Here is a 24,768-nt window from a genome sequence, read left to right as displayed (position 1 = left end):
TAACACCCGGTACATCCTTGTTTTTGTATTCGTTTGCACGTTTTTGTGCCCGTTTTTCTTTTTCTATTTTCTATGATTTAAAGCATGCAACGTTCTGTCAGGTCTTCTTTTTAACCAACTCGAAGATAAGGCTAGCTCAGATCTTGTCACGCTGTCATTAAGGGGACCTTCTCTTCAAACTTCACTTTGATACGCAAAAACCCCTAAGGCTATGCACCTTAGGGGTCGTTCATCTTTTTTCAATACCTTTATGTTACCCTCAGCTTAACCTCCGAGGTAGGCTTTTCTCACTTCGTCTTTATTCATCAGTTCTTTGGCATCACCCTCCAAGGCTACGACACCGGTCTGGAGTACGTAGGCTCGATCGGAAATTTCAAGCGCCATCTTAGCGTTTTGTTCTACAAGAAGAATAGTGGTCCCCCACTCATGAAGCTTGTTGATGGTTGCAAAAATTTCTTTGACAAAGAGGGGCGACAGACCCATGGACGGTTCATCTAAAAGCAGAAGCTTCGGCCGTGCCATCATGGCTCTGCCCATGGCAAGCATCTGTTGTTCCCCGCCGGAAAGGGTGCCGGCGTCCTGACGTTTGCGCTCTTCAAGAACAGGAAAGATACTGTAGATAAATTGCAAATCTTTTTCATTCAGCGTCCGCTTGGTGAATGCACCGAGCTTTAAGTTGTCCTCCACGGACATCTGTTTAAACACGCGCCGCCCCTCTGGCACTTGACTGATACCTTTTTGGACGATAGTGTGCGCTCGCATGGCGGTGATGTCCATCCCGTTAAAGGTGATATGGCCACTGGATGAGGGCACAATGCCGCTGATAGTTTGAAGGGTGGTGGTTTTACCTGCGCCGTTGGCGCCGATGAGAGAGACGATCTCGCCCTCTTCCACCACAAGGCTGACAGTTTTTATGGCGTGAATATGACCGTAGTACACGCTTAAATTGCTGACTTCAAGTAAGCTCATATCAACCTCCTAAATAGGCTTCAATAACCGCCGGATTTTGAATGACGTCTTTCGGGTCGCCCTGTGCGAGGATTTCACCGTGGTTGAGGACGATAAGCTTTTCACAGATCCCGAGGACTAAATCCATATCGTGCTCGATGAGAAAGATTGCCAGGTTAAACTTTTCCCGAATAAAGGCGATGGACTCCATAAGTTCTTTGGTCTCCCGCTCATTCATCCCTGCTGCCGGTTCGTCCAGGAGAAGAATGTTCGGTGAGCTGGCAAGAGCGCGCACAATTTCGAGTTGACGCTGTTTGCCATACGGCAGACTTTCGGCGTCGAGATTGGCGTATTGATCCAGTTTAAAAATGGACAGCAGTTCCATGGCCCGTTCTCTGGCCGCCTTTTCTTCGCTCCAATACTTAGGCAGACGGAAGATCCCTTCCAATTTACTGTATGACATATTGAAGTTCTCCGCACAGAGAATATTTTCAAGGACGCTCATCTTGTTAAAGAGGCGAATGTTTTGAAACGTTCGCACCAGACCTTTGCGCACGAGCTTAAAGGTGGTGGGGTCACTGATTTTTTCGCCATTGACAAAATAGTCACCTTCCGTGGCTTTATAGACGCCGGTGAGAATGTTGAACACCGTGGTCTTGCCGGCGCCATTCGGGCCGATAAGTCCCACCAGTTCACCCTGTCTCAAGGTGAGATTGAAGTCATTTACGGCTTTGAGACCGCCGAAGTTAATGGCGATGTGTTGTGCTTCCAAGACGACATCAGACATGGTCCACCTCATTTCTGCCCAGTCGGGACGTCACGTATTGTATGATTTTTGATACTTGGAACTCTTTTCTACCCAACAGGCCTTGTGGTCTGAAAATCATAATGAGAATGAGGGCTAAAGAGTAGACAATCATACGATAGGATTCAAACTCACGCAGCAATTCCGGCACAACGGTCAGACCGATAGCGGAGACGATGGCGCCGGTAAAGGAACCCATGCCGCCTAAGACAACCATGACTAAAATATTGATGGAGTAGTTGTAGTCAAATTGTTTTGCCGAGAGAATCCCCATGTGATGAGCGTACATACTGCCTGCCACTGCCGCAAAGCAAGCGGATAGAGCAAAAGCGAAAACTTTGGCCTTGGTGGTGTCAATACCGCAGGCGTCGGAGGCGATTTCGTCTTCCCGGATGGCAAGCACGACACGGCCGTGACGCGAGGTCATGACGGAGAACATGATAAAGATGGACACGATGGTCAGCGCAAGATAAAACGGCGGATTGGAAAGTCTCGGAATTTGTGACAGACCTTGAGCTCCGCCGGTGAAGTCGAAGTACTCGATAAGCACCCGAATAATTTCTCCAAAGGCCAGAGTGATAATGGCAAGGTAGTCTCCCTTCAAGCGAAGGGCGGGAATGCCGACAATAATGGCAACGATAACGGCGACAACACAGGCAATGACCGTTCCTACGAGAAACTCACCAATCCCCGGTTCCATGATGCCACTTTTGGCAAAGAGACCTGCGGCGTACGCACCCAGGGACATAAAGCCGGCGTGACCCAAGTGAATTTGCCCAAGACAGCCCACCGTGACATTCAGTGCCACGGCAAGCACCACGTGGATGCACACCAATACCAACAGCTGATTATGATAGCGTTTAAAGACTGTGGTGGAGATGAGTGTGACGAGAACAAAAAGAGCCACAATCAGCACCGCAGAGAAAATATAAGATTGTTTTTTCAGTCGTTTCATCACACTTTTTCCTTCATAGTCTTTCCGAAAATCCCCGTCGGCTTCACTAAGAGTACGACGACTAATATCCCGAAGACAAAGGCGTCCGCCAATTGACTGGAGATATAAGCTCGAGTGAGATTTTCTACAATGCCCAGCAAAAATCCGCCGAGAACTGCTCCGGGAATCGAACCGATGCCGCCAAGTACGGCCGCAACGAAAGCTTTAATCCCGAGCATAGATCCCATGGTCGGTGTAATTTGAGCATATTGTGCCACATAGAGTAAACTTCCCACCGCCGCTACGGCACTGCCGATGACAAAGGTGAGGGAAATGGACGTATTGACGTTGATCCCCACCAGACGTGCAGCATCATAGTCTTCACTGGTGGCCAAAATGGCTTTGCCGTACTTGGACTTATTCATATAGAGCATGAGCAGTGTCAGGAGGACGGCGGTCGTGACGACGGTGATAATAAAGTTCACACTCACCGGCAAATTGGGATTGGCTTTAAAAATTTTAGGAATGGTGAGCGCTCCGGTGCCGATGTACTTCATGACGATGTTTTGAAGGAGCAAGCTCACGCCTATGGCCGTGATCAACGATGCGATCCGCGGCGAGTTTCTCAACGGCTTATAGGCAATTTTTTCAATGACGCCGCCCAATGCCATACAAAAGAGAATGGCCGGCACGACACTGAGCCACAGCGGCAACCCCATACTGATAAAAAATGGGATGGTGAAATAAATAATGTAACCACCCCACATCAGTATGTCGCCGTGTGCAAAATTAATAAGCTTGGATATACCATAAACCATGGTATATCCAAGGGCAATCAGAGCAAAGATACTGCCTAATTGCAAGCCGTTTAAAAGTTGTAAAAGAAAGGTCATGACCCACCTCGTCTTATTTAGGTGCTAAGACTGTATCGAGATTGTATTCACCATTTTCAATTTTAATAATGGATACGGATTTAACAGGGTTGTGATCGGCATCAAAGGTAAGAGCACCGGTTACGCCGTCAAATTGAATGCCTGACAATGCAGAGACGATAGCATCGCTTTCTGTGCTGCCGCCTTCTTCAATAGCTTGTTTGAGCATATATACGGCATCGTAACCCAATGCGGAGAAAGCTGAAGGATTTTCATTGTATTCGGCTTTGTAAGCATTAATGAAGTTTTGTACCTTTTCCGCGCTGTCTTTGACAGAGTAGTGGTTGGTAAACAATGCGCCGTCAACTACTTCGGTGTTGCCTTCAAGTTGTTCGACCACGCCGTCCCATCCGTCAGGACCGATAAAGGTTGCGTTGACACCGGCATCACGTGCTTGAGATGCGATGAGTGCTATCTTTTGATAGTAGTCAGGAATTACCAAGGTTTCTGCGCCGACACCAGCAATCTTTGTGAGCTGTGCGGAGAAATCAGTATCGGCATCGCCGTAAGATTCTTCAGCCACAACAGTCAGACCGCGTTTTTCAGCTTCTTCTTTGAAAGCTTTGGCCACACCTTGAGAGTAGTCGGAAGAGTTGTTGGTCAAAATGGCAACTTTGGATACGCTCAGATTTTCATCGGCATATTGTGCCAGCATTAAACCTTGGAACGGGTCGGTAAAGCAGACACGGAAGACATGGTCTTTGCCGGCGGTGATATCAAACTGCGTACCGGTTGGGGTGATCATCGGCACAGCATCTTCATTGGCAAGATCGGCAACCGCTAAAGTAGGTTTACTGGTAACATCGCCAACTAAAGCTACAATGCCTTCGCCCTGAAGTTTGGTATAGGCGTTGGTTGCTTCTGTGGTATCCCCTTTTTCATCTTCCACAATAAATTCAATTTGCTGACCGTTGATGCCGCCGGCCGCATTAATTTCTTTTACTGCCAGTTGTTCACCGTTTAGCGTGGTTTGGCCGTAGATAGCAACATCACCTGTAAGCGGTGCTAATGCGCCGACTTTAACGGTGTCGCCGCTTGCTTCGGTAGCCGCGCTGTTACCTGCATCGGATCCGCAGGCTGTGAGAAATAAACTCGCCGCTAATGCGACAACGGGTACGAATTTAAATTGCTTCATAAGATATGATTCCTCCTATTTAATTAATATTTTTAATACTATACTAAGATTTCAAAGATATTTCAAACATTATTTTTAAAAACATCGGGCTTGACAAATCTATAGTCCAAGGTTTTGGGAATCGCTTTAAACCTAGTAAACAAGCCGTCTTGAAGCATTTTATCTCGCATTTCTTCGGATGAGAGTTAAAAATTTGCCACTTTTTGAATAGGATATTTTAATTAATTTTGTGATATAGTGCTTTAATGCTGTAACTTTTTGTGATACTTAAATTGTTGTACCAGATATACTTTTAATGAATATCCATCTATATTTTATCGATTATAGCTTTCACAGACTTGGACAGCTGCTGTTTAACATAAAAAACCGGAGGTTACTCCTCCGGCTGATGATGGTGGACAATGCTCACAAATTTGTCCCCCTCTTTAATTTTTCGCACACGCTTTTCAAAGTCCATCCTGCCCATCCAAATCATACGCTCGCACCCGAGACATTTCAATTTGATGTCGGCGCCTTTACGTACAATTTCCCATTTATTTTCACCGCAGGGATGGCCTTTTTTTAAGGTGACCACATCACCGAGTTCGTAATAGAGCATGGCTACCTCACTTCATTATATTTCGTCATTGGCGACTGAATATCGTTGCGATTAAAGAGCTGAACGATAGTTTGCCGCAAGCTGTAGTCCAAATCAAATTGCAGACCCGCCCTGGCATAGGCGACGACGGTAATCTCATAAGCGTCCCGTGTGTTGTTGGTCACACCCCAAACCTGCGGCTGACCTTCCAGGCCGTCATAGCTGAAGTCGTTGAGACCCGTAGTTAAAATCTCCAGGACACGATCAGGATCTTCCGTGTTTGCCACAGGCACGATAATCTTCGCCCGCATGGCACCTCGTTGCTTGTTGCTCACAAGATCGATGGTACCGTTGGGGATGATGTGTTTGGAACCGTCGAAGTCTCTTAAGGTGGTGGTGCGAATGCTCACCTCTTCAATGATCCCTTCCTTGTCCCGAATGACCACCGAATCTCCCACAGAATATTGATTCTCAAGGATGATAAAAAAGCCGTTGATGCAGTCTTTGACCAGTGCCTGAGCACCGAAAGACAGCGCCAGAGAGCCGATCCCCACCGTGGCCAAAATGGATGCGGTATTGATGCCTAAAATGTCCAAAGCGATGGTCAGACAGATAAAGATGACAATGAGACGTAAAATCTTATTAAAGAGGGTGATCAGCGTGTACAGCCGCGGACTGACCACGCCATTTTCACCATGGGCACGAATTTTGTTTATGACTAACTTGTTCAAGGCTTTCAATAGAAGAAATCCCGCCAAAAAGACCAGAATAATACTCAAGGGTTTGAATGCTACAGCGAAAAACGGCATTGCCATTACAATTTTTTGAATTTCATTCACGGGTTGCCTCCTCGTCAGTAATTTCGTAGATACTCACCACGCCGTCTTCCAGCGTGCCGATCCGTAGACCTTGGAACTCGATGGCTTCCATTTCTTTAGGCAGTCGAAAATAAAAGGTGTCGGCCTTCATCAAATTGCCGGCAATATCTGTCTTGGAATAGCCATAGACTGACCCGGATATATTTTGCAGGTGGGTGATGTTCGCTGCCACAATATTTTTTTGAAGTTCCTTTAAATTCATATTGTACTTAGTCAAGATGCCCGAGTGCAAGAGATAAATATTTCGATCCATCACGAGCATATCCGAAGGATTTGGAATGTCTACCGAGGTCGTCTGTGCCCCGAGATGGTAGATGTGCTTGTTGGTGAGAACAATGAGTTCATCGCCAACATAGTTACACTTGAGCGCCACTTCCGATGTCATCTCCTGGTTGTTGCTCTTGCCATTTTGAATGTGACGCACAACGGTCCGGTATCCGTTGGTCTCCACCTTGAGTTCACACACGGTAAAATTTTTCAAGTCTTTGAGATCAAAAGCCACAATGGCGTTGGCAGTCTCGTAGAGCACTTCCGGCCCTCCCTGAACCCCAAGGCTGAGCAGTCGTTCACCGCCGTCGTGAACAGTATGCAAGAGGAGCGTTCCGTCTCGATAGGTCACATCAAAAAGGGTGTCGTTTAAGGTGACGGTGCGTATAAATTCTCCAGTGTCCTTATACTGACTGACTCGTCCGGTCTTAGGATCATAGAGAAAGGCAAAGTTGTTTGCAAAGAAGGCCCGATAGTCCACTTTTTCATCGCTCACGGTCTTGATCAGCTCACCGTCTCTGTTGAGTATGTACAGCGCACCGTCAAAGACCATACTGCCGCCGCTTGAGAGATGAAAACTCTCGGCACTGTCGGTGACGGTCAAATCCGTCACGTAAGCCACCGTCCGCTCGCCGGTGGTACGGTAGTATAAAAATATCAGTAATATTGCCGCAAGCACTGCTCCGGCAAGAAGTTTTCCACTTTTCATATTGCCTCCGAAGAGTATTATACCATGGCGTTTCCGTTACAACAAAAAAAGAGCTCATAGGAGCTCTTAATTGTATAAACTTCGACTTCCAAACTTAATCTTGCTGTCTGCAACCACTCTCTCTTGTGGGAGTCCATATTTATCCATCATAGTGAAGAGAATCTTCGCCACTTCCGCTCTGGTGATACCGTTGTTCGGATACAGCATGGACCCGTTCCCACTGACCACGCCAAGCTTGACCAGAGCTCCCACATATCCGGCGTTGGAGGCATTGACTTTACCGCTGTCGGAAAACTGAGATATGGAACCCTTCGATGGTGTCAGCTTGTACATATAGCCGATAATCGCCATCACATCTTGCCTTGCAATGGGATTGTTGGGATTGAGACGACCTGTTGTCGGCGTTAAGTATCCGGACTTAATGGCTTTTGCCACTTCGGTGTAATACCAATCGGAGGTGGATACATCTTCAAAGGTCACGGTATGGGTCTTATTCAGTCCGGCCATGGCATTGATCAAAGCGTAAAATTCGACACGACTCATCAAATCATCTGGACGAAACGTGTTGTTGGCGTAGCCCGCAAAAAATCCTTTGTCACTCATTTGATCGATATAGCTTGCCGCCCAGTGGCCACGTGTATCGCTGAACACTTTGGCTTCGGCGTTTGACGTTGTGAACAGTACAATAGAGAGTAGAGCAAAAAGCATACACTGTTTCAATCTATGCATAGTCACTCACCCTTTCATGACTTTATTGTACCATGGTGGGGCGACAACCGATTTTACTATTGTGTTACAAATTGTACCTCTGCTGTAACATTCCTGTCACAAACCACTAAATATTGTGTGAGCACCCGCCACTTGTGGTATATTTATTCCATTAGGAGGAAACATGAATTTATTTGAATCACTTAGACAACAAGGGGTTGACCCTCAATTATTAGATGGCATTACACAGTTTCGAAACACGTATCTTCCCGAGGCGGACGATCGCATCCCCGAAGTACGCTTTACCTACTATGGCAAAGAGGTTTGGGAAAAGGCCATCGCCGGTATCTTGGGAGGCAATCACCTGCTGTTAAGCGGTCCCAAGGCCACCGGCAAAAATGTCCTGTCAGAAAATCTTGCAACGCTCTTCGGACGGCCCCTGTGGACCATTTCTCTGAATGTCAATACCGATGCGGCATCGCTGATCGGCTCCGATACCTTTAAAGGCGGCGAGGTCACGTTGAAAAAGGGGCCGGTGTATGCCTGTGGCGAGGCCGGCGGCTTCGGCGTTTTTGATGAAATCAATATGGCAAAGAACGAAGCCCTCTCGGTGGTGCACTCCGCCTTGGACTACCGGCGCATCCTCGATGTCTCCGGCTACGGCAAACTCAAACTCCACCCGGCTACACGCTTTATCGGCACTATGAATCATGGCTACATCGGCACACGGGACCTCAATGAAGCACTGGTCTCCCGATTTATGGTCATTCATATGCCCACCATCACCAAAGAGAATTTGGAGCTTATTTTAAAGGAAAAGACTCGCCTCAACGATGAGTACATTCAGCGCTTCAGTCAGTTCTTTTTAGACATTGAGAAGAAGAGCTTAAATGCTGAAATTTCTTCAAAGGCCATCGACCTGCGAGGCTTGTTAAATGCCATCGGCCTGATGGAAGTCGGACTTCCCATGGTCTCGGCAATGGAGATGGGCATCATGGACAAGACCTTTGACAGCTATGAAAAGGAGCTTGTCATGGACGTCTATGCCACCCTTTTTAGTAAAAGCTTAACCGCTCAGGATCTTTTCCATGCGTGAGACGAATCTGGTCTGGACGGTGTCCGAAGACTACACGATTGACCTCTACGACAACCACCTCGCCCCCTATGAACTGGCGCTGATCGGCATGGGCCGCAAGGTCTTCAGCGGTACACACCTTCATCGTTTTATGGAGCTGCACCGCCGCTATAACAACTTTGATGATCTGGAAGCCATTGCCCTGTTAGTATTGGACCACACCTTGCGCGAGCGTCTTTTTGCCCAAAGGCCTGGCACCCGGGATTTCTTTGACGACTACATCCGCGAGCTTCGCCACCACTTTGACTATGTTGCACCGAAGAACATTGCCGAGGAATTGAAGCGAGCGTACTTCCACCACGAGCTGAAAGGTCCGCGCATTGCAACTGGCACGTTGGACGCGCTCCTTCGTGATATCGAGGCGGTGCACATCACCGACACGTTCGAACTCTTAAGCACCTTAAAGCGCCTCTATGCCACCTATTTTCACATCTACAACACCATGCCCGAGTCCGACGCCCTAAAGACCGTGGTGCAGTCGGCCAAGACCCCGAAACCCTCCGCCTTTAAGACCAAAGTGGATGCCAAGACTATTGATGTGGCGGATTTGGAAAAATTCACCATTGAGTCCGCCGAATTCACCTCACAACTCTACGACGACATCGCCGTCATCAAAGACGAAGTGAGCATTAAAAGCGCGGGCAAAGACTACCGGGATGTGGTACGCCGCCGCTATGGCAAACCCACCCTCTCCCGACACACCTTGTCCAAGCTGGAGAAGGAGCTATGTATCGGCATTCACGACAACGTCAAGCTCTACTTTACCGACTTCGTCCATGACAACCCTCATTCTTTTTATGCAGAGCGTATGGCGGAAGTCACGGCCTCGAACCGCACCTACTATGATGCCGACCGCCTCCACTACACCCGTGCCGTGACCAATCTGAAGGAAATGCTAAAGCAATCCCTTGTAAAGAATGCTGACAATTACGCCTCTTCCTCAACTTCTGGCACACTGAGAGCTGACAAAGTTTGGAAGACGCTTTACACGTCGGACAACAAAGTCTTTGAACGACAGCACTACGACGACAACGGCAACATTACCGTTGATATTCTTCTCGATGCGTCCGCCTCTCAAAATGTCCGCACGGAACTTATTGCCACGGAAGCCTATATTATTGCCGAAGCCTTAAGCGATCTGCACATTCCTACACGTGTGGTGGGTTACAACAATTTCTTTGACCACATGATTTTAAAAGTCTATCGGGACTACCACGATGTCCGCCAGAAAAATCAGGAGATTTTCAGCTTTCAAACCTCAGGCAGTAATCGAGACGGTCTGGCCGTCTCACTCATGCGTCACCTTATTTTAAACAATCACGCCACACGCCGCTTTCTCATTGTCCTCTCCGACGGTAAACCTAACGATGAGACGGACCTCGGCCTGGTGGGCATGAGCGACTTGGGTGTGGCCAACTACGTGGACGACGACGCCACATATGACGCCTTCAACCAAGTCCTGCGTTCTCGCCTGGAAGGTATTTTCACTCTCGGCGTGTTCACGGGATTTGATGACGACTTGGAAACGGAGCGAAAAATCTTTGGCGCCGACTTTGCCTACATCACCGATATTAAACGGTTTCATCACATTGTGGGCATCTTCTTTAAACTCATTGCCGAGCGGACGTTGGAGATGAACTAATTTAAACATGACATAAAAAAACCTCTTTCGTCAGTGAAAGAGGTTTTTTATTACTTATTGTGTCTGAGATCAAAACTTGCATCCGGATCTGCAGTATGATGGTGCGTCTTATTGAAGCGAATGAGCTTTTGAAGTTCCCCGAGCACCAGCGGAATCAATGCTGCGACAACTACCACGCCCCACGCTGTCATCGGTAGGGTGTGGAGTTTGAAGATATCTCGTAACGGTTCAATGACAAGAACGACAAGCACCAACCCGAAAGACACTAGGAAGGCCTGAACCAAACGCGTATTGGTGAAAAGTCCGATGGTAAAGACTGTATCTTTGATCGAGCGAGCTGAGAAAGCTCTCAGAAGCTCGGCCCAAACCAAGGTGGTAAAGGCCATCGTTCTCGCTTGAGTAAGACCCACGCCGTCGTTACCAAACCAATGAAGACCTATATAATAAGCGCCCAAGGTCGCCACGGTAATGGCTATAGACTGAATGGCCACGGTGAGTTTAATCTCGTTATCCAAGAGGGGTTCCTCCGGATCGCGAGGCGGTTCGGTCATAACGTCCGCATCGCCCTTTTCCACACCGAGAGCCAGTGCAGGGAAGGAGTCTGACACAAGATTCAGCCACAGCAGCTGAATCGGTAGGAGCGGTACAGGAATACCCATGAGGATGGCGATGAAAATAATAAACACTTCACCCAGGTTACAGGATAAGAGGTAAGCCACAAACTTCTTGATATTCGAATAGATGGCACGGCCTTCTTCGACAGCATTGACGATGGTTGCAAAGTTGTCATCGGTGAGGATGACTTCCGCCGTGTTCTTCGCCACGTCAGTCCCTGTAATACCCATGGCAATCCCGATATCCGCCCGTTTAATCGCCGGTGCGTCATTGACACCATCCCCGGTCATAGCCGCAATGTGTCCCAGTTCTTTTAACGCAGTGACAATTTGCACCTTATTTTCAGGAGAGACACGAGTATAGACACGTTTCTCTTTGACCACTTCTCTTAACTCTTCAGCAGAAAGGGCGTTGAGTTCTCGACCCATAATAGCTTGAGATACATCTGTGGCAATGCCCAATTCTTTTGCAATGGCATAGCCGGTTTCCAAGTGGTCGCCTGTGATCATAATCGGTGTAATGCCTGCCGTCTTACATTCCGCAATGGCCACTTTGGCTTCCGGACGTGCCGGATCAATCATTCCGGTCAGACCGATAAAGACCATGTCGTTTTCCACGTGCTCAGTGTCCAGTTCATCCGGCACACTGTCCCACTCTCTATAGGCAAAGGACAGGACACGAAGGGCGTCTTGTGCGAACAGCGAATTGTAGTGCATCACATTGTCTTTCAGCTCATCGGTGAGCGGCACTTCTTTGCCGTCCTGTAAAATACGATTACACTTGGAGAGGACAATGTCCGGCGCTCCTTTGGTAAAAGAGACCACCGAGGATTCGGTATACCCGTCATGGAACGTGGTCATCATCTTCCGATCGGAGTCAAAAGGCAACTCATTGACACGATTATAATTCTGATTTAAATCCTTGATGCCAAAGCCTGCTTTTTCAGCGAGGGTCAGCAGCGCCCCTTCCGTCGGGTCGCCGAGGATCCCCCATTCCCCGTCATCTTCAGTGAGTTTCGCATCATTGGTCAGACCTGCTACGTGAGTGAGTCGTTCCAATGCTCCGATCGTTGTCACGTCCACTTTGCCGGCGTCCTGTTCTTCAATGTCCCCTTCAGGTTTGTACCCGGTGCCGGTGACATTGTAGACCTTACCGTCAGCGTAGACTTTCGTGACAGTCATTTCATTTTGTGTTAAAGTCCCGGTTTTATCGGAACAGATTACCGTAGTGGTCCCCAAAGTTTCCACGGCGAGAAGCTTTTTAACAATGGCGTTGCGCTCAGCCATCTTACCCATGCCAAGGGAGAGGACAATGGTGACGATGGCCGGAAGTCCTTCCGGTACCGCCGCCACGGCAAGAGAAATTGCGGTCATAAACATTTCTACAAACTCGTGGCCGCGAAGCATGCCGACCACGAGAACGAGAATACAGATGATGATAACAAGCATACCCAAGAGCTTGGACAGATTGGCCAAACGCTTTTGAAGCGGTGTCTGCTCGTTGTCGGTGGCACTGATGGACTTGGCAATGCGACCAATTTCCGTCTCGCCGCCGGTGGTGGTGACCACGCCCGCACCGCGACCGTAAGCGACGATGGTGGACGAATAGGCGTAGTTTTCCCGATCGCCAATTTCCATCACACCATCATACGTGCGAGTACCGTCTTTTTCTACCGGCACCGATTCACCTGTGAGTGACGACTCGTCAATCTTTAAGTTAGCCGATTCAATAAGGCGCATATCCGCCGGAATGATATCCCCCGTTTCCAAAACCACATAGTCTCCGGGTACCAACTGTGTCGAATCCAGCTGCATTTGTTTGCCGTCACGGATAACACTGGCCTTCGGCGAGCTCATCTTCTGCAGGGCTTCAATAGCCTGTTCCGCTTTACCTTCCTGGTACAGCGATAAGATCGTATTGACGATAACAATAGCAATAATAATAACGGCATCGACCACTTCCCCCATCACCGCAGAGACGATACTGGCTCCGATGAGAATGAGAATCATCGGGTCGATAATTTGTGCAATCACTTTTTTGATAAAAGGTGTCTTGGCTTCACGGGCCAGCTCATTGGTGCCATACTTATCCAAACGAGCTGCCGCCTCCGCCGATGACAAACCTTCCTTCGAAGTTTGTAACTCTTCAAAAATCTGACTTTCAGATTTGTTATACCATTCCAAATCTTTTTCCCTCCTTCAATAAGGCACTTATACCCTAATTCACAGACTAAAGCGTCACATTTAGGAAAATAATTCCCACATTATGCCCTGCCTGTATCATGAAGAAAGAGACCCTGAGGTCTCTTCACTTATTTTGTCTTGGGAACAATTTTATCCTTGCCACCCATATACATTTGCAACGGCTGTGGAATGCGCACACTGCCGTCAGCTTGAAGCAGGTTCTCAAGGAAGGCAATCAACATCCGTGGCGGTGCGACTACGGTGTTGTTCAAAGTGTGAGCCAGATAATTGCCGTTTTCTCCACGAAGACGAATGTTCAAGCGGCGTGCCTGTGCATCGCCGAGATTGGAGCAGGATCCCACTTCAAAGTACTTCTTTTGACGCGGCGACCAGGCTTCCACATCGACCGACTTCACCTTCAGATCCGCGAGGTCTCCGGAGCAGCATTCCAGAGTCCGTACAGGAATCTCTAAGGAACGGAAAAAGTCCACGGTATTCTTCCATAACTCGTTGTAAAAAGTCATAGAATCTTCCGGCTTGCAAATAATGACCATCTCCTGCTTTTCAAATTGATGAATGCGATACACGCCACGTTCTTCAATGCCGTGAGCGCCCACTTCTTTTCTAAAGCAAGGTGAGTAGGATGTCATGCGCAGCGGCATATCAGCTTCGTCGGTCAAGGAATTGATAAATTTCCCAATCATCGAGTGCTCCGACGTACCGATGAGATAGAGGTCTTCACCTTCAATTTTATACATCATATTTTCCATTTCAGAGAAACTCATAACCCCGTTGACCACTGCAGAGCGAATCATATACGGCGGAATGTGGTACTCATAGCCGCGATCAATCATAAAGTCGCGGGCATAGGATAAAATGGCAGAGTGAAGTCTTGCAATGTCACCTTTCAGGTAATAAAAACCGGCACCGGACGTATCTCTTGCAGCATCCAAATCAATGCCGTTAAAGGTATTCATAATATCCACGTGATACGGCACCTCGAAATCCGGCACCAAAGGTTCACCAAAGCGTTCCACTTCCACGTTTTCAGCGTCGTCTTTACCGATTGGCACCGAAGGATCCATAATTTGCGGAATCACCATCATGATCTCACGCACTTTATCCTCATAGGTCTTGGTGTTGTCTTCAATGGCAACGAGCTCGTCATTGATCGCTTTAACAGCCGCCTTGGCAGCTTCCGCTTCGTCAAACTTCTTTTGCCCCATAAGTGCACCAATTTCCTTGGACGTCTTGTTTCGTTTAGCACGAAGTTCATCACCTCGAGTCTTATTCTCCCGAAGTTTTTCATCCAAAACAATCACCTCATCCACAAGAGACAGTTTGTCATCTTGGAACTTTTTGCGAATATTATCCTTGACCGTTTCAGGGTTCTCTCTTAAAAATTTAATGTCAATCATAAGTCCTCCTAATAAAAAGGCCTCCCATCCACAAAGGGACGAGAGGACCCGCGTTGCCACCCAATTTAGCCGAAGCTCACTTTCAAATCAAAACTCCGAGGCGGATTCAATCCGATTTTCCACTTGCTCTCACCACCCGCAAGCTCTCTTCAGGATCCTCTGATTTACTGCTCCTCTTCATCGTTTTATAAACTTGTGACCTATTATATAATATAGCATCTGATTTTTCAAATTATAAATAGGCTCTACCAAATAGGATACAACAAAGAACTAAGGATAATGCGATCTGCGAATTAAAATGCTTCAAGTTATCTCAAAAGCACATCATCATAGTCATGAGACTTGCTAAAGAGCTTTAATGCATACGGACAAGTGGCGGTCAATTGAATACCTTCTTGGCGAGCTGCATCAACAATGGCCTCAACCAGTTGTTTAGCAATCCCCTGTCCGGTATATCCATCTTCCACGGTAGTATGATCGATAATCCAAAGATTTTTTGAATCGGAAAAGGTACTCTCGCCTATTATCTTATCACTGTCATATGCTGCTGCTCGACCTTTATTTCGTTCAAATTTAATTGTTATCATGATAGTCAATTCCTTCCTTGATAAAGGTACCATTTTCTAATTCATCAAAAGCATTCATCAGTGCGTCACGAGTATTCATGACGATAGGGCCGCCCCAGGCAATAGGTTCTCTCAAACGATCGGAGCTCATAAAGAGCAGATGTGTCGCTTCATCCATAGATTCAATCACAATGCGGTCTCCCTCTGACAGTTTGACGGCAGTCTTTTCAGCCACCTCTTCTCCTCCCACTTTGACTTTTCCGAGAAGTGTGAAGAGCATGATGGATTTGTCAGGGTCGACATCGAGTTCAAATGTAACATTGGGGCGAAGCTCGATATCATAGTAGTCCAGCGGTTGATACTCCGCTTGATATCCACTGGCGTCTTTGTAATTGCCGACCAAAAGATTCAGCGTGCCAACACCAATATCAATCTTTTGGATATCGTCATGCTTAATCGCATGATATTTAGGATGGGTCATCTTATCTTTTTTTGCAAGATTCAGCCAAAGCTGCACACCGAGCATACGCTCCGCAGGCGGCAACTTCTCCTCATGCATAATGCCGCTTCCCGCAGTCATCCACTGAACTTCACCGTCACTAATGGCATCGGTATTTCCCATGGAATCCGCATGAATCATCTTCCCCTTGACCAAATAGGATATAGTTTCAATACCGCGATGGGGATGGAACGGGAATCCTGCAATATAGTCATCAGGGTCCGTCGAATCAAAAGAGTCCAGCATTAAAATCGGATCATAGGTCATCACAGTTTGATTCGAGAGGACTCTGACTAAACTCACCCCTGCGCCGTCTTTGGTGCGAAAGCCCTGTACTTTATCTATAATTTTTCTGTTCATAACACCCTCCTGTGCAGTCTTGTGCTTTACTCATCAAGTATCGTGCCAAGTCAATGACTCAGCTGTCTTACTACTTATACCTCCAATCACAATTCCTAAACATAATCTTCTTATTTTTTGTAATTACTTGGCCGATTTAAAAGTCTTCCCACAAAAAAAAGACCTCTTTTCAGAGATCTTTTCACCATTATTTATCCTCGTCACTACACATTTCCTCCACCGCGATGGCCACGGCTTCCGCCACCGCCGGATCAAATGCATCCGGAAGAATGTGTGCCGCCACCGGTTCTTCCACCATATTGGCAATGGCATAGGCACAAGCAAGCTTCATCTTCGTGGTGATGGACTTGGCACGAATGCGTAGGGCTCCTTTAAAAATACCGGGGAACACTAAGACGTTATTCACTTGATTTGGAAAGTCACTGCGGCCGGTTCCCACGACATAGGCGCCGGCATCCAACGCATCTTGAGGCATAATTTCAGGATCCGGATTGGCCATGGCAAGCACAATAGGTTTATCCATAGAGCGCACCATGTCTTTGGTGACCAGATTCGGACCGGAGACCCCGATAAAGACATCCGCGCCATTCATGGCGTTAGCCAATTCTCCTTGAAGTCCTTCTTTATTGGTCATAGCAAAAAGCTCCGGCCGCGTCTTCGGCGGATTGGTTTTCGGGTGAATGATCCCTCGGCTGTTGGCCATGACAATATCCGTTGCACCGGCATCAAAGAGGAGTTGGGCAATGGCACATCCCGCCGCCCCTGCACCACTCATAACAATCTTCACATCAGCCAGATTTTTACCAACGACTTTCAGTGCGTTCAAGGTCGCCGCCAACACAACAATGGCCGTGCCGTGTTGGTCGTCGTGGAACACCGGAATATCCAAAGACGCTTTTAAACGCTCTTCAATTTCAAAACAGCGTGGTGCACCGATGTCCTCCAAATTCACGCCACCAAAGACCGGCGCAATCCGTTCAATGGTTTCAATAATTTCTTCCGTGTCTTGTGTATCCAAACAAATAGGAAAGGCATTGACACCGGCAAAAGCTTTAAACAGAGCACATTTGCCTTCCATAACCGGAAGTCCGCCAAGAGGTCCGATATTCCCAAGACCGAGGACCGCGGAACCATCCGTCACGACGAGCACCGTGTTGCCCTTAATGGAATAGTCATACGCCGCATCCGGCTCTTCAGATAGAAGCTTGGATACTGCCGCCACACCCGGTGTATAGGCAATAGACAAATCGTGAGACGAACTCACGCCCACTTTAGGGACGACTTCCAGTTTGCCTTGATGTTGTCTGTGTAAATCCAGTGATTCTTGATTAAGATTGTGAGCTGTCATGGTTCCCTCCGTCATTGGTGTCGTTAATATCTATTATTTGAGTCGCTCTGTCCTCTGAAAAATCGCCTGTATGAGGCGCCCGGTCTGTCGACTCACTTGCTGTATCGGCTACATCTGCATCATCTGTGTACAGAGCCGCCTGATCGGTACTCACACAATCATGGCGATTTAAAATATCCATAAACTGCTCACCGGTAATAGTTTCTTCCTTTAACAAATACCGAGCAATATTGTGAAGCACATCGATGTTGTCTTTTAAAATGTTAATGGCAGTTTCATGCGCTTTCTCAATCAGAGCATAAACTGCATCATCCACCTCGCTTTGTTTGGTTTCGGAGATGCTGATCGACGAATCGCCGCCGAGATACTTGTTAGTCTGTTGCTCCATAGCCACAAACCCGAATTCATCACTCATGCCAAAACGTGTAATCATGGCTTTGGCAATGCGTGTGGCTTTTTCAATATCGTTGGACGCACCGGTGGTCCGGGAATTAAAGATCAGCTCTTCAGCACTGCGTCCCCCGGTTAAGGTGACGATTTGATTGAAGAGATCCTCTTTAGACATGAGGAACTTTTCCTCTTCGTCAACTTGCATCGTGTATCCCAGTGCCCCTGAAGTGCGAGGTACGATGGTAATCTTGTGCACCGGTGCAGAACCTGCCTGCTTCGCCGCCACAAGGGCATGACCCACTTCGTGATAGGCGATGATTTCTTTTTCTCGTGGTGAAATTACAGCATTCTTTCGCTCATAACCGGCGAGAACAACTTCCACCGACTCTTCCACATCCCGCTGACTCATCACGTGGCGGCCTTCCCGCACGGCTCTTAGCGCACCTTCATTGATCATATTGGCAAGATCCGCACCGCTTGCACCGGCAGTGGCACGTGCAATTTGATTAAAGTCAATCTCCGGTTCCTTTTTAATGTCTTTGGCATGAACTTTTAAAATGGCTTCCCGTCCTGCAAGATCCGGCAGTTCCACCGGCACCCGTCGGTCGAAACGCCCCGGACGAAGCAGTGCCGGGTCCAAGGATTCAGGACGGTTGGTCGCAGCCAAGATAACGACGCCGTCATTACCTTCAAACCCGTCCATTTCAGAAAGGAGCTGGTTTAAAGTTTGTTCACGTTCATCGTTGCCTCCAAAGCCTGCCCCATCACGTTTTTTACCGATGGTATCAATCTCATCAATAAAGATGATACATGGCGCTTTTTCATGAGCCTGTTTAAACAGATCACGAACTTTAGCCGCACCAAGACCGACAAACATCTCCACAAACTCTGATCCGCTGATGGAGAAAAACGGCACTTTGGCCTCCCCTGCAACGGCTTTGGCAAGGAGAGTTTTCCCTGTTCCCGGAGGGCCGACGAGCAAAGCGCCTTTCGGAAGCCTTGCACCGATTTGCGTGTACTTCTTCGGCTGATGGAGAAAATCAACAATTTCGGTGAGCGCTTCTTTTGCTTCATCTTGGCCAGCCACATTTTGGAATGTGATGCCGTCAGTAGACTCCTGATAAATTTTGGCATTGGACTTGCCGAAGCTCATCGGCCCGACACCGCCGCCAAATTTTTTCATGACAAATTTGGCAAAGATGAAGTATAACAGTCCCAGCATGAGGAAGGTGTAAAGGAAAGACAAGAGCATACTCAGTACTGGTGGAATTTCAATAGGAAAATCCCGATTCACTTTCACGCCCCGTTCAATCATGGAATTAATCAAGCCTTCATCATTTTCCATACGGTTGGTCACATACGTTTGATCGTCGTCAGACTTTAAAGTGAACGTGTATTTCTTATCCTGAACGCTGACCTCCTTGACCTCCTGTTGATTCACTTTCTCTACCAGTTGATCGTAGGATAGGGTCGCTACGGACTCGTCCTTAGGGTTGATCATGCGCGTGATAAAAGGCACGAGAAGGACTGCCAGAATGGCCAGAATATAATAGATATTATTTGGTCCTGGAAGCGGTCCCTGTCCTTTCTTGTTTTTATTTTCGGAAGAATTATTTGGCATTTCTTCCCTCCATTTCTAATTTATAGTGTATTAGTACCCAACTTATACGATTAGTAAAGACCACGTAAAAAAAGCCAGACTTGAGCCTGACTTATTTGAGTATACGTCGATTTTCAAGAGCTGTGGAAATAGTGACTTCATCATAGAACTCCAGATCGCCGCCCACAGGCAAACCGTAGCCTATACGGCTCACTTGAAGATCAAAGTTTTTTAAGAGTCCGGAGAGGTATAGCGCTGTCGTCTCGCCATCCCCTGTGGGATTCGTGGCGAGAATAATCTCACGAATATCCTCCGTCCTCAGGCGTTCAAAAAGCTCGTCAATGGAAATATCCTCGGCACTCTTGCCCTTCGATGGCGAAATGACGCCATGGAGCACGTGATAAAGACCATGATAGCCGTGAGAGCGCTCGAGGGCTTCCACATCTTTGGGGAATTCCACCACACAAATTGTGCTTCGATCTCGAGTAGGATCCCGGCAAATATCACAAAGCTCCTCATCGGTAAAATTTTGACACACGCGGCATTTTTTAACGGTGTGTTTGGCGTCCACAATGGTGCTCGCCAAATGTGCCACATCCCCCTCATCCATATCGATGATATGATAAGCAAGACGCTGTGCCGTCTTGGTGCCAATGCCCGGCAAATGATTCAACGCTGCAATCAGCGCATCAATCGATTGTGCACGCCGCGCCATATTACAGTCCCGGAATATTCAAACCGCCGGTGATCTTTCCCATTTCTGAATTGACTTTGTCGTCAGCAACACGCATCGCTTCACCAACAGCCGCCACAATAAGGTCTTCCAGCATTTCCACATCATCAGGATCAACCACTTCAGGATCCAGCTTGATTTTTAACAGTTCTTTGTTCCCATTCACCACGGCTGTAACTGCACCGCCACCGGACGAAGCTTCCACTTCCTGTGCTTTTAAATTAGTTTGCAAATCCTCCATTTGTTTTTGGATTTTTTGCATTTGTTTCATCATGTTGTTCATATTTCCGCCACCGGGAAATCCTCCACGTCCTTTTGCCATAATAGCCTCCTAATTTTCAATAATTTCTATATTGTCTTCGCCCACCAAATCCATGAGCTTGTTCATCAGCGCCCCCGTGCCGTTGATATCGACCATCTGCACACGAAGCTCCAGTCCTTCGAAATGTTCATCCACAGCCGTTTGAATAGCCTTAATGTTATCCGGACGATTACTTATATTATAAAAGGTTTGGTCGGCAACATCAAAGATTAAAATTGCCGTGGTATGCTCGATTTTCAAATCCCGAACTTTATCCAATAACACGGCAGTGCTCATCTTGTTGTTGCGTTTAAGACTTGCGATGACCTCTGGCCATTTGGCCTTAAAGTCAGCTGTCGTCACCTGTGCTGTCATATCTGCCGTCGTATTCTCAGCGCTCGGCGGCGTTTGCGATTCGGCGGGATGTGCTTCATCTGCAGGCAACATATCGTTCTCATAAAACACGTCAGTATCCGATGCCGTCGAAACCTCCGTGACCGGTTGCGGCGTTTCGCCACGTGGCTCAGCCCCAGATCTTACCTCCGGTCTTTGCTGCACTATCGGTTCAGCAGACGATGCGACATGCGTTTCATTGACACTTTGTCCCGCACGCTCTTGTCGTGTACAAAGTTCAATACAGCACATTTCCATAACGATACGCTTATCCATCGCATAGCGCACATCGCCATAGGCATCGGTTAACGTGCGAATAATATCGATAAGCCGCTCCGGCGTAGTGAGCCTCGCTTGATGCAAATAACGCTCGCTTCCGGGACCATTGATAAGAGATCCGTCTTCCGTCGCACCGATGACCAGAACATTGCGAAAATGAGAAATTAGATCGCCAAACAGCACACTCATATCTTTGCCCAAGTCATAGAGCTCACGCAGCACATCCATCACTTGTGTGAGATTACGCATAAGAATGCCGTCACTGAGCTCGAAGAGGGCATCGTGTCCTGCGATACCGAGTATCTCAATGGCAATCTCATAGGTGATATGTCCATCAAAAGAAAAAAGCTGATCCATAATGGAGAGGGCGTCACGCATTGCCCCATCAGCATTTTGAGCCACCAAAGCCAACACCTCATCGTCGATGCGTCGATTTTCCTGTTGAGCAATGGCGCGAAGATTGGCCACAATGTCCGTCATGCCGATACGCTTGAAGTGATAGCGCTGAAGTCTTGAAAGAATCGTCGCCGGAATCTTCTCCGGCTCTGTGGTCGCCAGGATGAAGATCAAATGATGTGGCGGCTCCTCCAAAATTTTTAAGAGAGCATTAAATGCCCCTTTGGAGAGCATATGGACTTCATCGATAATGTAGACTTTGTATTTTAAATTCTGAGGCGGATAGACCACCCTGTCTTTGAGTTCACGAATGTCGTCCACGCCATTGTTGGACGCCGCATCCATTTCCACTACATCCATCACGCGATCGGCAAGAATACTGCGACAAGCCTCACATTCATTGCAGGGATTGCCGGACTGAGGGTTGAGACAGTTCACCGCACGAGCTAAAATTTTCGCCGCCGAAGTCTTCCCTGTCCCCCGTGTGCCGGAGAACAAATAGGCATGGGAAAAGTCGCCCCGCACCACCTGATTTTTCAATGCATGAGTAATAGAATCCTGACCAACGAGCTCGTCAAAGGTCTTGGATCGATATTTACGATATAACGCTTGATACATACTTGCCTCCTAATACAAAATTATACCATAGCTTGACCCTTGAATTAGTATGAAAATACGAGTCGGATGATATGTCAATAAGTTTTCGTACTGATTTAACGTAGTTAACACATAATTTACACATAGCATGGGTATTATAGGACCATACAAATTTAGGAGGTATATTCAAATGACAAATCTTAGAAAAGCAGTAAGCGTAGCAACTATCGGTGTAATGATGTTCGGTCTTGTAGCATGTGGTCAACAAAACACTACTACTACTGAAACTACTACTACTGAAACTACTGAAACTACTAACGCTCCAGTTGAAGAAACTACTGAAACTACAACTGAAACCACTGAAACTACAGATGGTGAAACCACTGAAACTACTGAAACTACAACTGAAGAAAACGCAGACGGAAACACTACTACTACAACTGAAACCACTACAGAAGAAGCAAAATAAGCTTTGTCAGTTGCATAGTAAGGGAGGCTTAAAGGCTTCCCTTTTTTTCTGCACTTTTTTGTTGTCTTCCTCCTACTTAAACGTATTATTAGTATGCTATAATAAGATAGAAAATGAGGTGATAAAATGTATTGCCCGAACTGCGGTTTTAAAATTCAAGACACGGATAACTTCTGTCCCAACTGTGGCCACAATCTAAAAAATGTGGTGCTGACCGTTGTCGAACATAAACAGCAAATATCGCCGGCAAATGACACAACACAGACATTCACCCCGGTGAAAAACCTGTCGGCCATTGACAATACCAATGACTTAAAAGACATTTTAAAAGCTGTCGATGAAAAAATTGCTAAAAATATTTCCAACTATGAAAAATACGGCGCTCACAGCGATCAGGTCATCGGCCCTAAAACGTCGAATGTCAAGGTACCACAAGATTTAAGCGACAAGGCATCCGATTTTAGAGCTCAGGATTTAGACTTCAAACGCAACGACACGCTGCCTGATAAAAAGGAAAAGAACGTGCCCGACGCGTCGTCATCGAATCATCAGACAAGTCCTGTCGATAAAAAGGTGTCACGACCTAACGATAAGGCGACTACCGGCTCCGTCACACCACAGGCCGATACGTCAAAGGCTGCACCATCTTCTGATACGACGCCCAAAGAGAAAAAGTCTTTGAAGGCTCGCTTTAAAGACTTTATTAATGAAGATGACGATGAATATTCCATCTTCTCCTCATTCACGCCTGATACAGACGCTCATGACGCTCCCAAAGACCTGCCTCTTGACACGAAGCCTGCTACAAACACCACGTCGCAAGTGTCCCATAATTTTGAAGCGGACAAATACCACTACGACTACAAGAGCTTTACGGAACTCGTGAATGCAGAACTGGAAAAAGAAGCGGCGACACAACAGACGTCTCCGTCTCCCACACCATCTGAAAAGACGACTCCCAAGGTCTCTTTAAAGGAAAAATTCACATCGAAATTTTCAAAAAAGTTGGCCGCCACGGACAAAGCTGATGCAACGTTCAACACTGCCACAGCTAAGGACAACGCGACCACGCCGTCAAAACACCTGACAGCTTCAAAGACAGGTGCGAATAGTCCGAGCAACAAAGCCCAGACCGACACATTAGTGGTGACTCCAAAAGCCGATGTGACACCCGTATCCCCATCGATATCGAATCCACGTCCGGTAAATCTTGCCCAACATACGTTACTACCAAAGGGTGTCGTCGCGCCACATGTTCAACCGGATCTCGAAAGGCCTTCGGATTCCCAACCCGAACACGCTGTGACTGATGCAAAACCATCTACAGTTTCTCAGACAACAGCAACGCCGTCACCATCTAAGGTGTCGCTACTTCCTGCTTTACCTGAGTTCCTTGTGGAGGGAGTTGCCAAACTTATTGATAAACTGAATCCGTTAGCCACAAATACCGCTTTGGGACTTGCCATGCTTGGCAGTGTGATCCCGGTAGCTCTGAGCATGACGACACTCAATCACATCTCGATACTGCTCATCGTTCTTGCCGTGGTAAAAGTTGCTATTCGCATTTTTCAATTTTATCTACCCCTGAGCGTTGCGGTAGACAAAGCTTGGATTGATACCACTGTCGACGAACTGAAAAAACATAGTGCAGTGAACTATCTCATCTGTGAAGCTGCTTGTCTTATCATGTTCGTTCTGTCGCCCTGGCAGGGATTTTTAGGCTTTACACCGCTCTCGGCACTTACTGCCTTGCCCGTTGCCACGGTGGTCATCTTGATCCTGTCGACCCTCGTCGGCCTGATTCAATACCGAAGCACCATTCACGACAAGAACAAGTTAGAATTTATCGGTTGGTACGGCATTCTGTTTTTTATTTTTGAATTCACCGCCAAAATTATATTTATGCTCACTGATATTTTGGTATGACTCAACCCGCCTAAGGCGGGTTTTT

The 24,768-nt window shown here is 47.3% G+C and carries 22 protein-coding genes and 1 other annotated feature; of the genes, 4 read left to right on the top strand and 18 right to left on the bottom strand.

All coding sequences use genetic code 11. From position 1 onward, the window contains the following. Window positions 1–264: 264 nt before the first annotated feature. From O6R05_RS02915 to O6R05_RS02875, 9 genes are all read right to left on the bottom strand, one after another. Entirely contained in the window at window positions 265–969 is a 705-nt protein-coding gene (locus O6R05_RS02915) for an ABC transporter ATP-binding protein (protein WP_271192044.1), read from the bottom strand. A 1-nt stretch (window position 970) separates the two neighbouring features. Then, entirely contained in the window at window positions 971–1,735 is a 765-nt protein-coding gene (locus tag O6R05_RS02910) for an ABC transporter ATP-binding protein (protein ID WP_271192043.1), read from the bottom strand. Then, window positions 1,728–2,708: a branched-chain amino acid ABC transporter permease gene (locus O6R05_RS02905; protein ID WP_271192042.1), complete on the bottom strand. Its 981-nt coding sequence runs from the start codon at window positions 2,706–2,708 to the stop codon at window positions 1,728–1,730. The genes O6R05_RS02910 and O6R05_RS02905 overlap by 8 nt, the downstream gene beginning before the upstream one ends. Beyond that, on the bottom strand, window positions 2,708–3,580 hold the full coding sequence (locus tag O6R05_RS02900) for a branched-chain amino acid ABC transporter permease (RefSeq protein WP_271192041.1): 873 nt from the start codon (window positions 3,578–3,580) through the stop codon (window positions 2,708–2,710). Before O6R05_RS02900 ends, O6R05_RS02905 begins: the two co-directional genes overlap by 1 nt. 13 nt (window positions 3,581–3,593) lie before the next feature. Continuing rightward, window positions 3,594–4,754 carry an ABC transporter substrate-binding protein gene (locus O6R05_RS02895; protein ID WP_271192040.1) on the bottom strand — a complete coding sequence of 387 codons (1,161 nt, stop codon included), beginning with the start codon at window positions 4,752–4,754 and terminating at the stop codon, window positions 3,594–3,596. A 373-nt stretch (window positions 4,755–5,127) separates the two neighbouring features. Next, window positions 5,128–5,352 carry a DUF951 domain-containing protein gene (locus O6R05_RS02890; RefSeq protein WP_271192039.1) on the bottom strand — a complete coding sequence of 75 codons (225 nt, stop codon included), beginning with the start codon at window positions 5,350–5,352 and terminating at the stop codon, window positions 5,128–5,130. A 2-nt stretch (window positions 5,353–5,354) separates the two neighbouring features. Next, window positions 5,355–6,170, bottom strand: coding sequence for a mechanosensitive ion channel family protein (locus O6R05_RS02885; protein WP_271192038.1), 816 nt, complete (start codon window positions 6,168–6,170; stop codon window positions 5,355–5,357). After that, window positions 6,163–7,185, bottom strand: coding sequence for a hypothetical protein (locus tag O6R05_RS02880; protein WP_271192037.1), 1,023 nt, complete (start codon window positions 7,183–7,185; stop codon window positions 6,163–6,165). Before O6R05_RS02880 ends, O6R05_RS02885 begins: the two co-directional genes overlap by 8 nt. A 66-nt stretch (window positions 7,186–7,251) precedes the next feature. Beyond that, window positions 7,252–7,914, bottom strand: coding sequence for an S-layer homology domain-containing protein (locus O6R05_RS02875; RefSeq protein ID WP_271192036.1), 663 nt, complete (start codon window positions 7,912–7,914; stop codon window positions 7,252–7,254). Window positions 7,915–8,077: 163 nt separating this feature from the next. On the opposite strand from O6R05_RS02875, the gene O6R05_RS02870 reads away from it, so the two are divergent. Both O6R05_RS02870 and O6R05_RS02865 read left to right on the top strand, forming a co-directional pair. Continuing rightward, window positions 8,078–8,989 (top strand): AAA family ATPase, encoded by a 912-nt coding sequence (locus tag O6R05_RS02870; RefSeq protein ID WP_271192035.1) that lies wholly within the window; start codon window positions 8,078–8,080, stop codon window positions 8,987–8,989. Further along, on the top strand, window positions 8,982–10,670 hold the full coding sequence (locus O6R05_RS02865; RefSeq protein ID WP_271192034.1) for a vWA domain-containing protein: 1,689 nt from the start codon (window positions 8,982–8,984) through the stop codon (window positions 10,668–10,670). The genes O6R05_RS02870 and O6R05_RS02865 overlap by 8 nt, the downstream gene beginning before the upstream one ends. Before the next feature lie 50 nt (window positions 10,671–10,720). On the opposite strand, the gene O6R05_RS02860 is transcribed toward O6R05_RS02865, so the two are convergent. The 9 genes from O6R05_RS02860 to dnaX all read right to left on the bottom strand — a co-directional run bounded on the left by O6R05_RS02860 (window position 10,721) and on the right by dnaX (window position 22,369). Beyond that, window positions 10,721–13,468, bottom strand: a complete 2,748-nt coding sequence (locus O6R05_RS02860; protein WP_271192033.1) for a cation-translocating P-type ATPase — start codon at window positions 13,466–13,468, stop codon at window positions 10,721–10,723. Between the two features lie 128 nt (window positions 13,469–13,596). Beyond that, a complete protein-coding gene (serS, locus tag O6R05_RS02855) occupies window positions 13,597–14,886 on the bottom strand; it encodes a serine--tRNA ligase (protein ID WP_271192032.1) in 1,290 nt (429 codons plus the stop codon). A gap of 31 nt (window positions 14,887–14,917) precedes the next feature. Continuing rightward, window positions 14,918–15,076: a binding site (T-box leader), on the bottom strand. Between the two features lie 118 nt (window positions 15,077–15,194). After that, entirely contained in the window at window positions 15,195–15,473 is a 279-nt protein-coding gene (locus tag O6R05_RS02850; RefSeq protein ID WP_271192031.1) for a GNAT family N-acetyltransferase, read from the bottom strand. Beyond that, a complete protein-coding gene (locus tag O6R05_RS02845) occupies window positions 15,460–16,311 on the bottom strand; it encodes a pirin family protein (protein ID WP_271192030.1) in 852 nt (283 codons plus the stop codon). Before O6R05_RS02845 ends, O6R05_RS02850 begins: the two co-directional genes overlap by 14 nt. Before the next feature lie 187 nt (window positions 16,312–16,498). Next, window positions 16,499–17,659, bottom strand: a complete 1,161-nt coding sequence (locus O6R05_RS02840) for an NAD(P)-dependent malic enzyme (protein ID WP_271192029.1) — start codon at window positions 17,657–17,659, stop codon at window positions 16,499–16,501. Beyond that, window positions 17,640–19,670 carry an ATP-dependent zinc metalloprotease FtsH gene (gene ftsH, locus O6R05_RS02835; protein ID WP_390904738.1) on the bottom strand — a complete coding sequence of 677 codons (2,031 nt, stop codon included), beginning with the start codon at window positions 19,668–19,670 and terminating at the stop codon, window positions 17,640–17,642. The genes O6R05_RS02840 and ftsH overlap by 20 nt, the downstream gene beginning before the upstream one ends. A 91-nt stretch (window positions 19,671–19,761) precedes the next feature. Further along, entirely contained in the window at window positions 19,762–20,364 is a 603-nt protein-coding gene (gene recR, locus O6R05_RS02830; protein WP_271192028.1) for a recombination mediator RecR, read from the bottom strand. Window position 20,365: 1 nt separating this feature from the next. Further along, the gene (locus O6R05_RS02825; protein ID WP_271192027.1) at window positions 20,366–20,704 is read right to left on the bottom strand and encodes a YbaB/EbfC family nucleoid-associated protein; all 339 of its coding nucleotides are present in this window, start codon (window positions 20,702–20,704) and stop codon (window positions 20,366–20,368) included. A gap of 9 nt (window positions 20,705–20,713) precedes the next feature. After that, window positions 20,714–22,369, bottom strand: a complete 1,656-nt coding sequence (gene dnaX / locus O6R05_RS02820; protein WP_271192026.1) for a DNA polymerase III subunit gamma/tau — start codon at window positions 22,367–22,369, stop codon at window positions 20,714–20,716. Window positions 22,370–22,538: 169 nt separating this feature from the next. On the opposite strand from dnaX, the gene O6R05_RS02815 reads away from it, so the two are divergent. After that, window positions 22,539–22,817 (top strand): hypothetical protein, encoded by a 279-nt coding sequence (locus O6R05_RS02815; RefSeq protein ID WP_271192025.1) that lies wholly within the window; start codon window positions 22,539–22,541, stop codon window positions 22,815–22,817. Between the two features lie 126 nt (window positions 22,818–22,943). After that, window positions 22,944–24,743 (top strand): zinc-ribbon domain-containing protein, encoded by a 1,800-nt coding sequence (locus tag O6R05_RS02810; RefSeq protein WP_271192024.1) that lies wholly within the window; start codon window positions 22,944–22,946, stop codon window positions 24,741–24,743. Window positions 24,744–24,768: the final 25 nt, after the last annotated feature.

The sequence above is a fragment of the Peptoniphilus equinus genome, from assembly GCF_027921445.1.
Taxonomy (GTDB): Bacteria; Bacillota; Clostridia; order Tissierellales; family Peptoniphilaceae; genus Peptoniphilus; species Peptoniphilus equinus.
Note: the sequence above shows the minus strand (reverse complement) of the source record. Positions and strands in the feature narration are given on the sequence as shown.

Bases quoted from the DNA above. Each gene is read 5' to 3' on its own strand.
- O6R05_RS02915 (WP_271192044.1), bottom strand. From the start codon at position 969: ATGAGCTTACTTGAAGTCAGCAATTTAAGCGTGTACTACGGTCATATT.
- O6R05_RS02910 (WP_271192043.1), bottom strand. From the start codon at position 1,735: ATGTCTGATGTCGTCTTGGAAGCACAACACATCGCCATTAACTTCGGC.
- O6R05_RS02905 (WP_271192042.1), bottom strand. From the start codon at position 2,708: ATGAAACGACTGAAAAAACAATCTTATATTTTCTCTGCGGTGCTGATT.
- O6R05_RS02900 (WP_271192041.1), bottom strand. From the start codon at position 3,580: ATGACCTTTCTTTTACAACTTTTAAACGGCTTGCAATTAGGCAGTATC.
- O6R05_RS02895 (WP_271192040.1), bottom strand. From the start codon at position 4,754: ATGAAGCAATTTAAATTCGTACCCGTTGTCGCATTAGCGGCGAGTTTA.
- O6R05_RS02890 (WP_271192039.1), bottom strand. From the start codon at position 5,352: ATGCTCTATTACGAACTCGGTGATGTGGTCACCTTAAAAAAAGGCCAT.
- O6R05_RS02880 (WP_271192037.1), bottom strand. From the start codon at position 7,185: ATGAAAAGTGGAAAACTTCTTGCCGGAGCAGTGCTTGCGGCAATATTA.
- O6R05_RS02875 (WP_271192036.1), bottom strand. From the start codon at position 7,914: ATGCATAGATTGAAACAGTGTATGCTTTTTGCTCTACTCTCTATTGTA.
- O6R05_RS02870 (WP_271192035.1), top strand. From the start codon at position 8,078: ATGAATTTATTTGAATCACTTAGACAACAAGGGGTTGACCCTCAATTA.
- O6R05_RS02865 (WP_271192034.1), top strand. From the start codon at position 8,982: ATGCGTGAGACGAATCTGGTCTGGACGGTGTCCGAAGACTACACGATT.
- serS (WP_271192032.1), bottom strand. From the start codon at position 14,886: ATGATTGACATTAAATTTTTAAGAGAGAACCCTGAAACGGTCAAGGAT.
- O6R05_RS02850 (WP_271192031.1), bottom strand. From the start codon at position 15,473: ATGATAACAATTAAATTTGAACGAAATAAAGGTCGAGCAGCAGCATAT.
- O6R05_RS02845 (WP_271192030.1), bottom strand. From the start codon at position 16,311: ATGAACAGAAAAATTATAGATAAAGTACAGGGCTTTCGCACCAAAGAC.
- O6R05_RS02840 (WP_271192029.1), bottom strand. From the start codon at position 17,659: ATGACAGCTCACAATCTTAATCAAGAATCACTGGATTTACACAGACAA.
- ftsH (WP_390904738.1), bottom strand. From the start codon at position 19,670: ATGCCAAATAATTCTTCCGAAAATAAAAACAAGAAAGGACAGGGACCG.
- recR (WP_271192028.1), bottom strand. From the start codon at position 20,364: ATGGCGCGGCGTGCACAATCGATTGATGCGCTGATTGCAGCGTTGAAT.
- O6R05_RS02825 (WP_271192027.1), bottom strand. From the start codon at position 20,704: ATGGCAAAAGGACGTGGAGGATTTCCCGGTGGCGGAAATATGAACAAC.
- dnaX (WP_271192026.1), bottom strand. From the start codon at position 22,369: ATGTATCAAGCGTTATATCGTAAATATCGATCCAAGACCTTTGACGAG.
- O6R05_RS02815 (WP_271192025.1), top strand. From the start codon at position 22,539: ATGACAAATCTTAGAAAAGCAGTAAGCGTAGCAACTATCGGTGTAATG.
- O6R05_RS02810 (WP_271192024.1), top strand. From the start codon at position 22,944: ATGTATTGCCCGAACTGCGGTTTTAAAATTCAAGACACGGATAACTTC.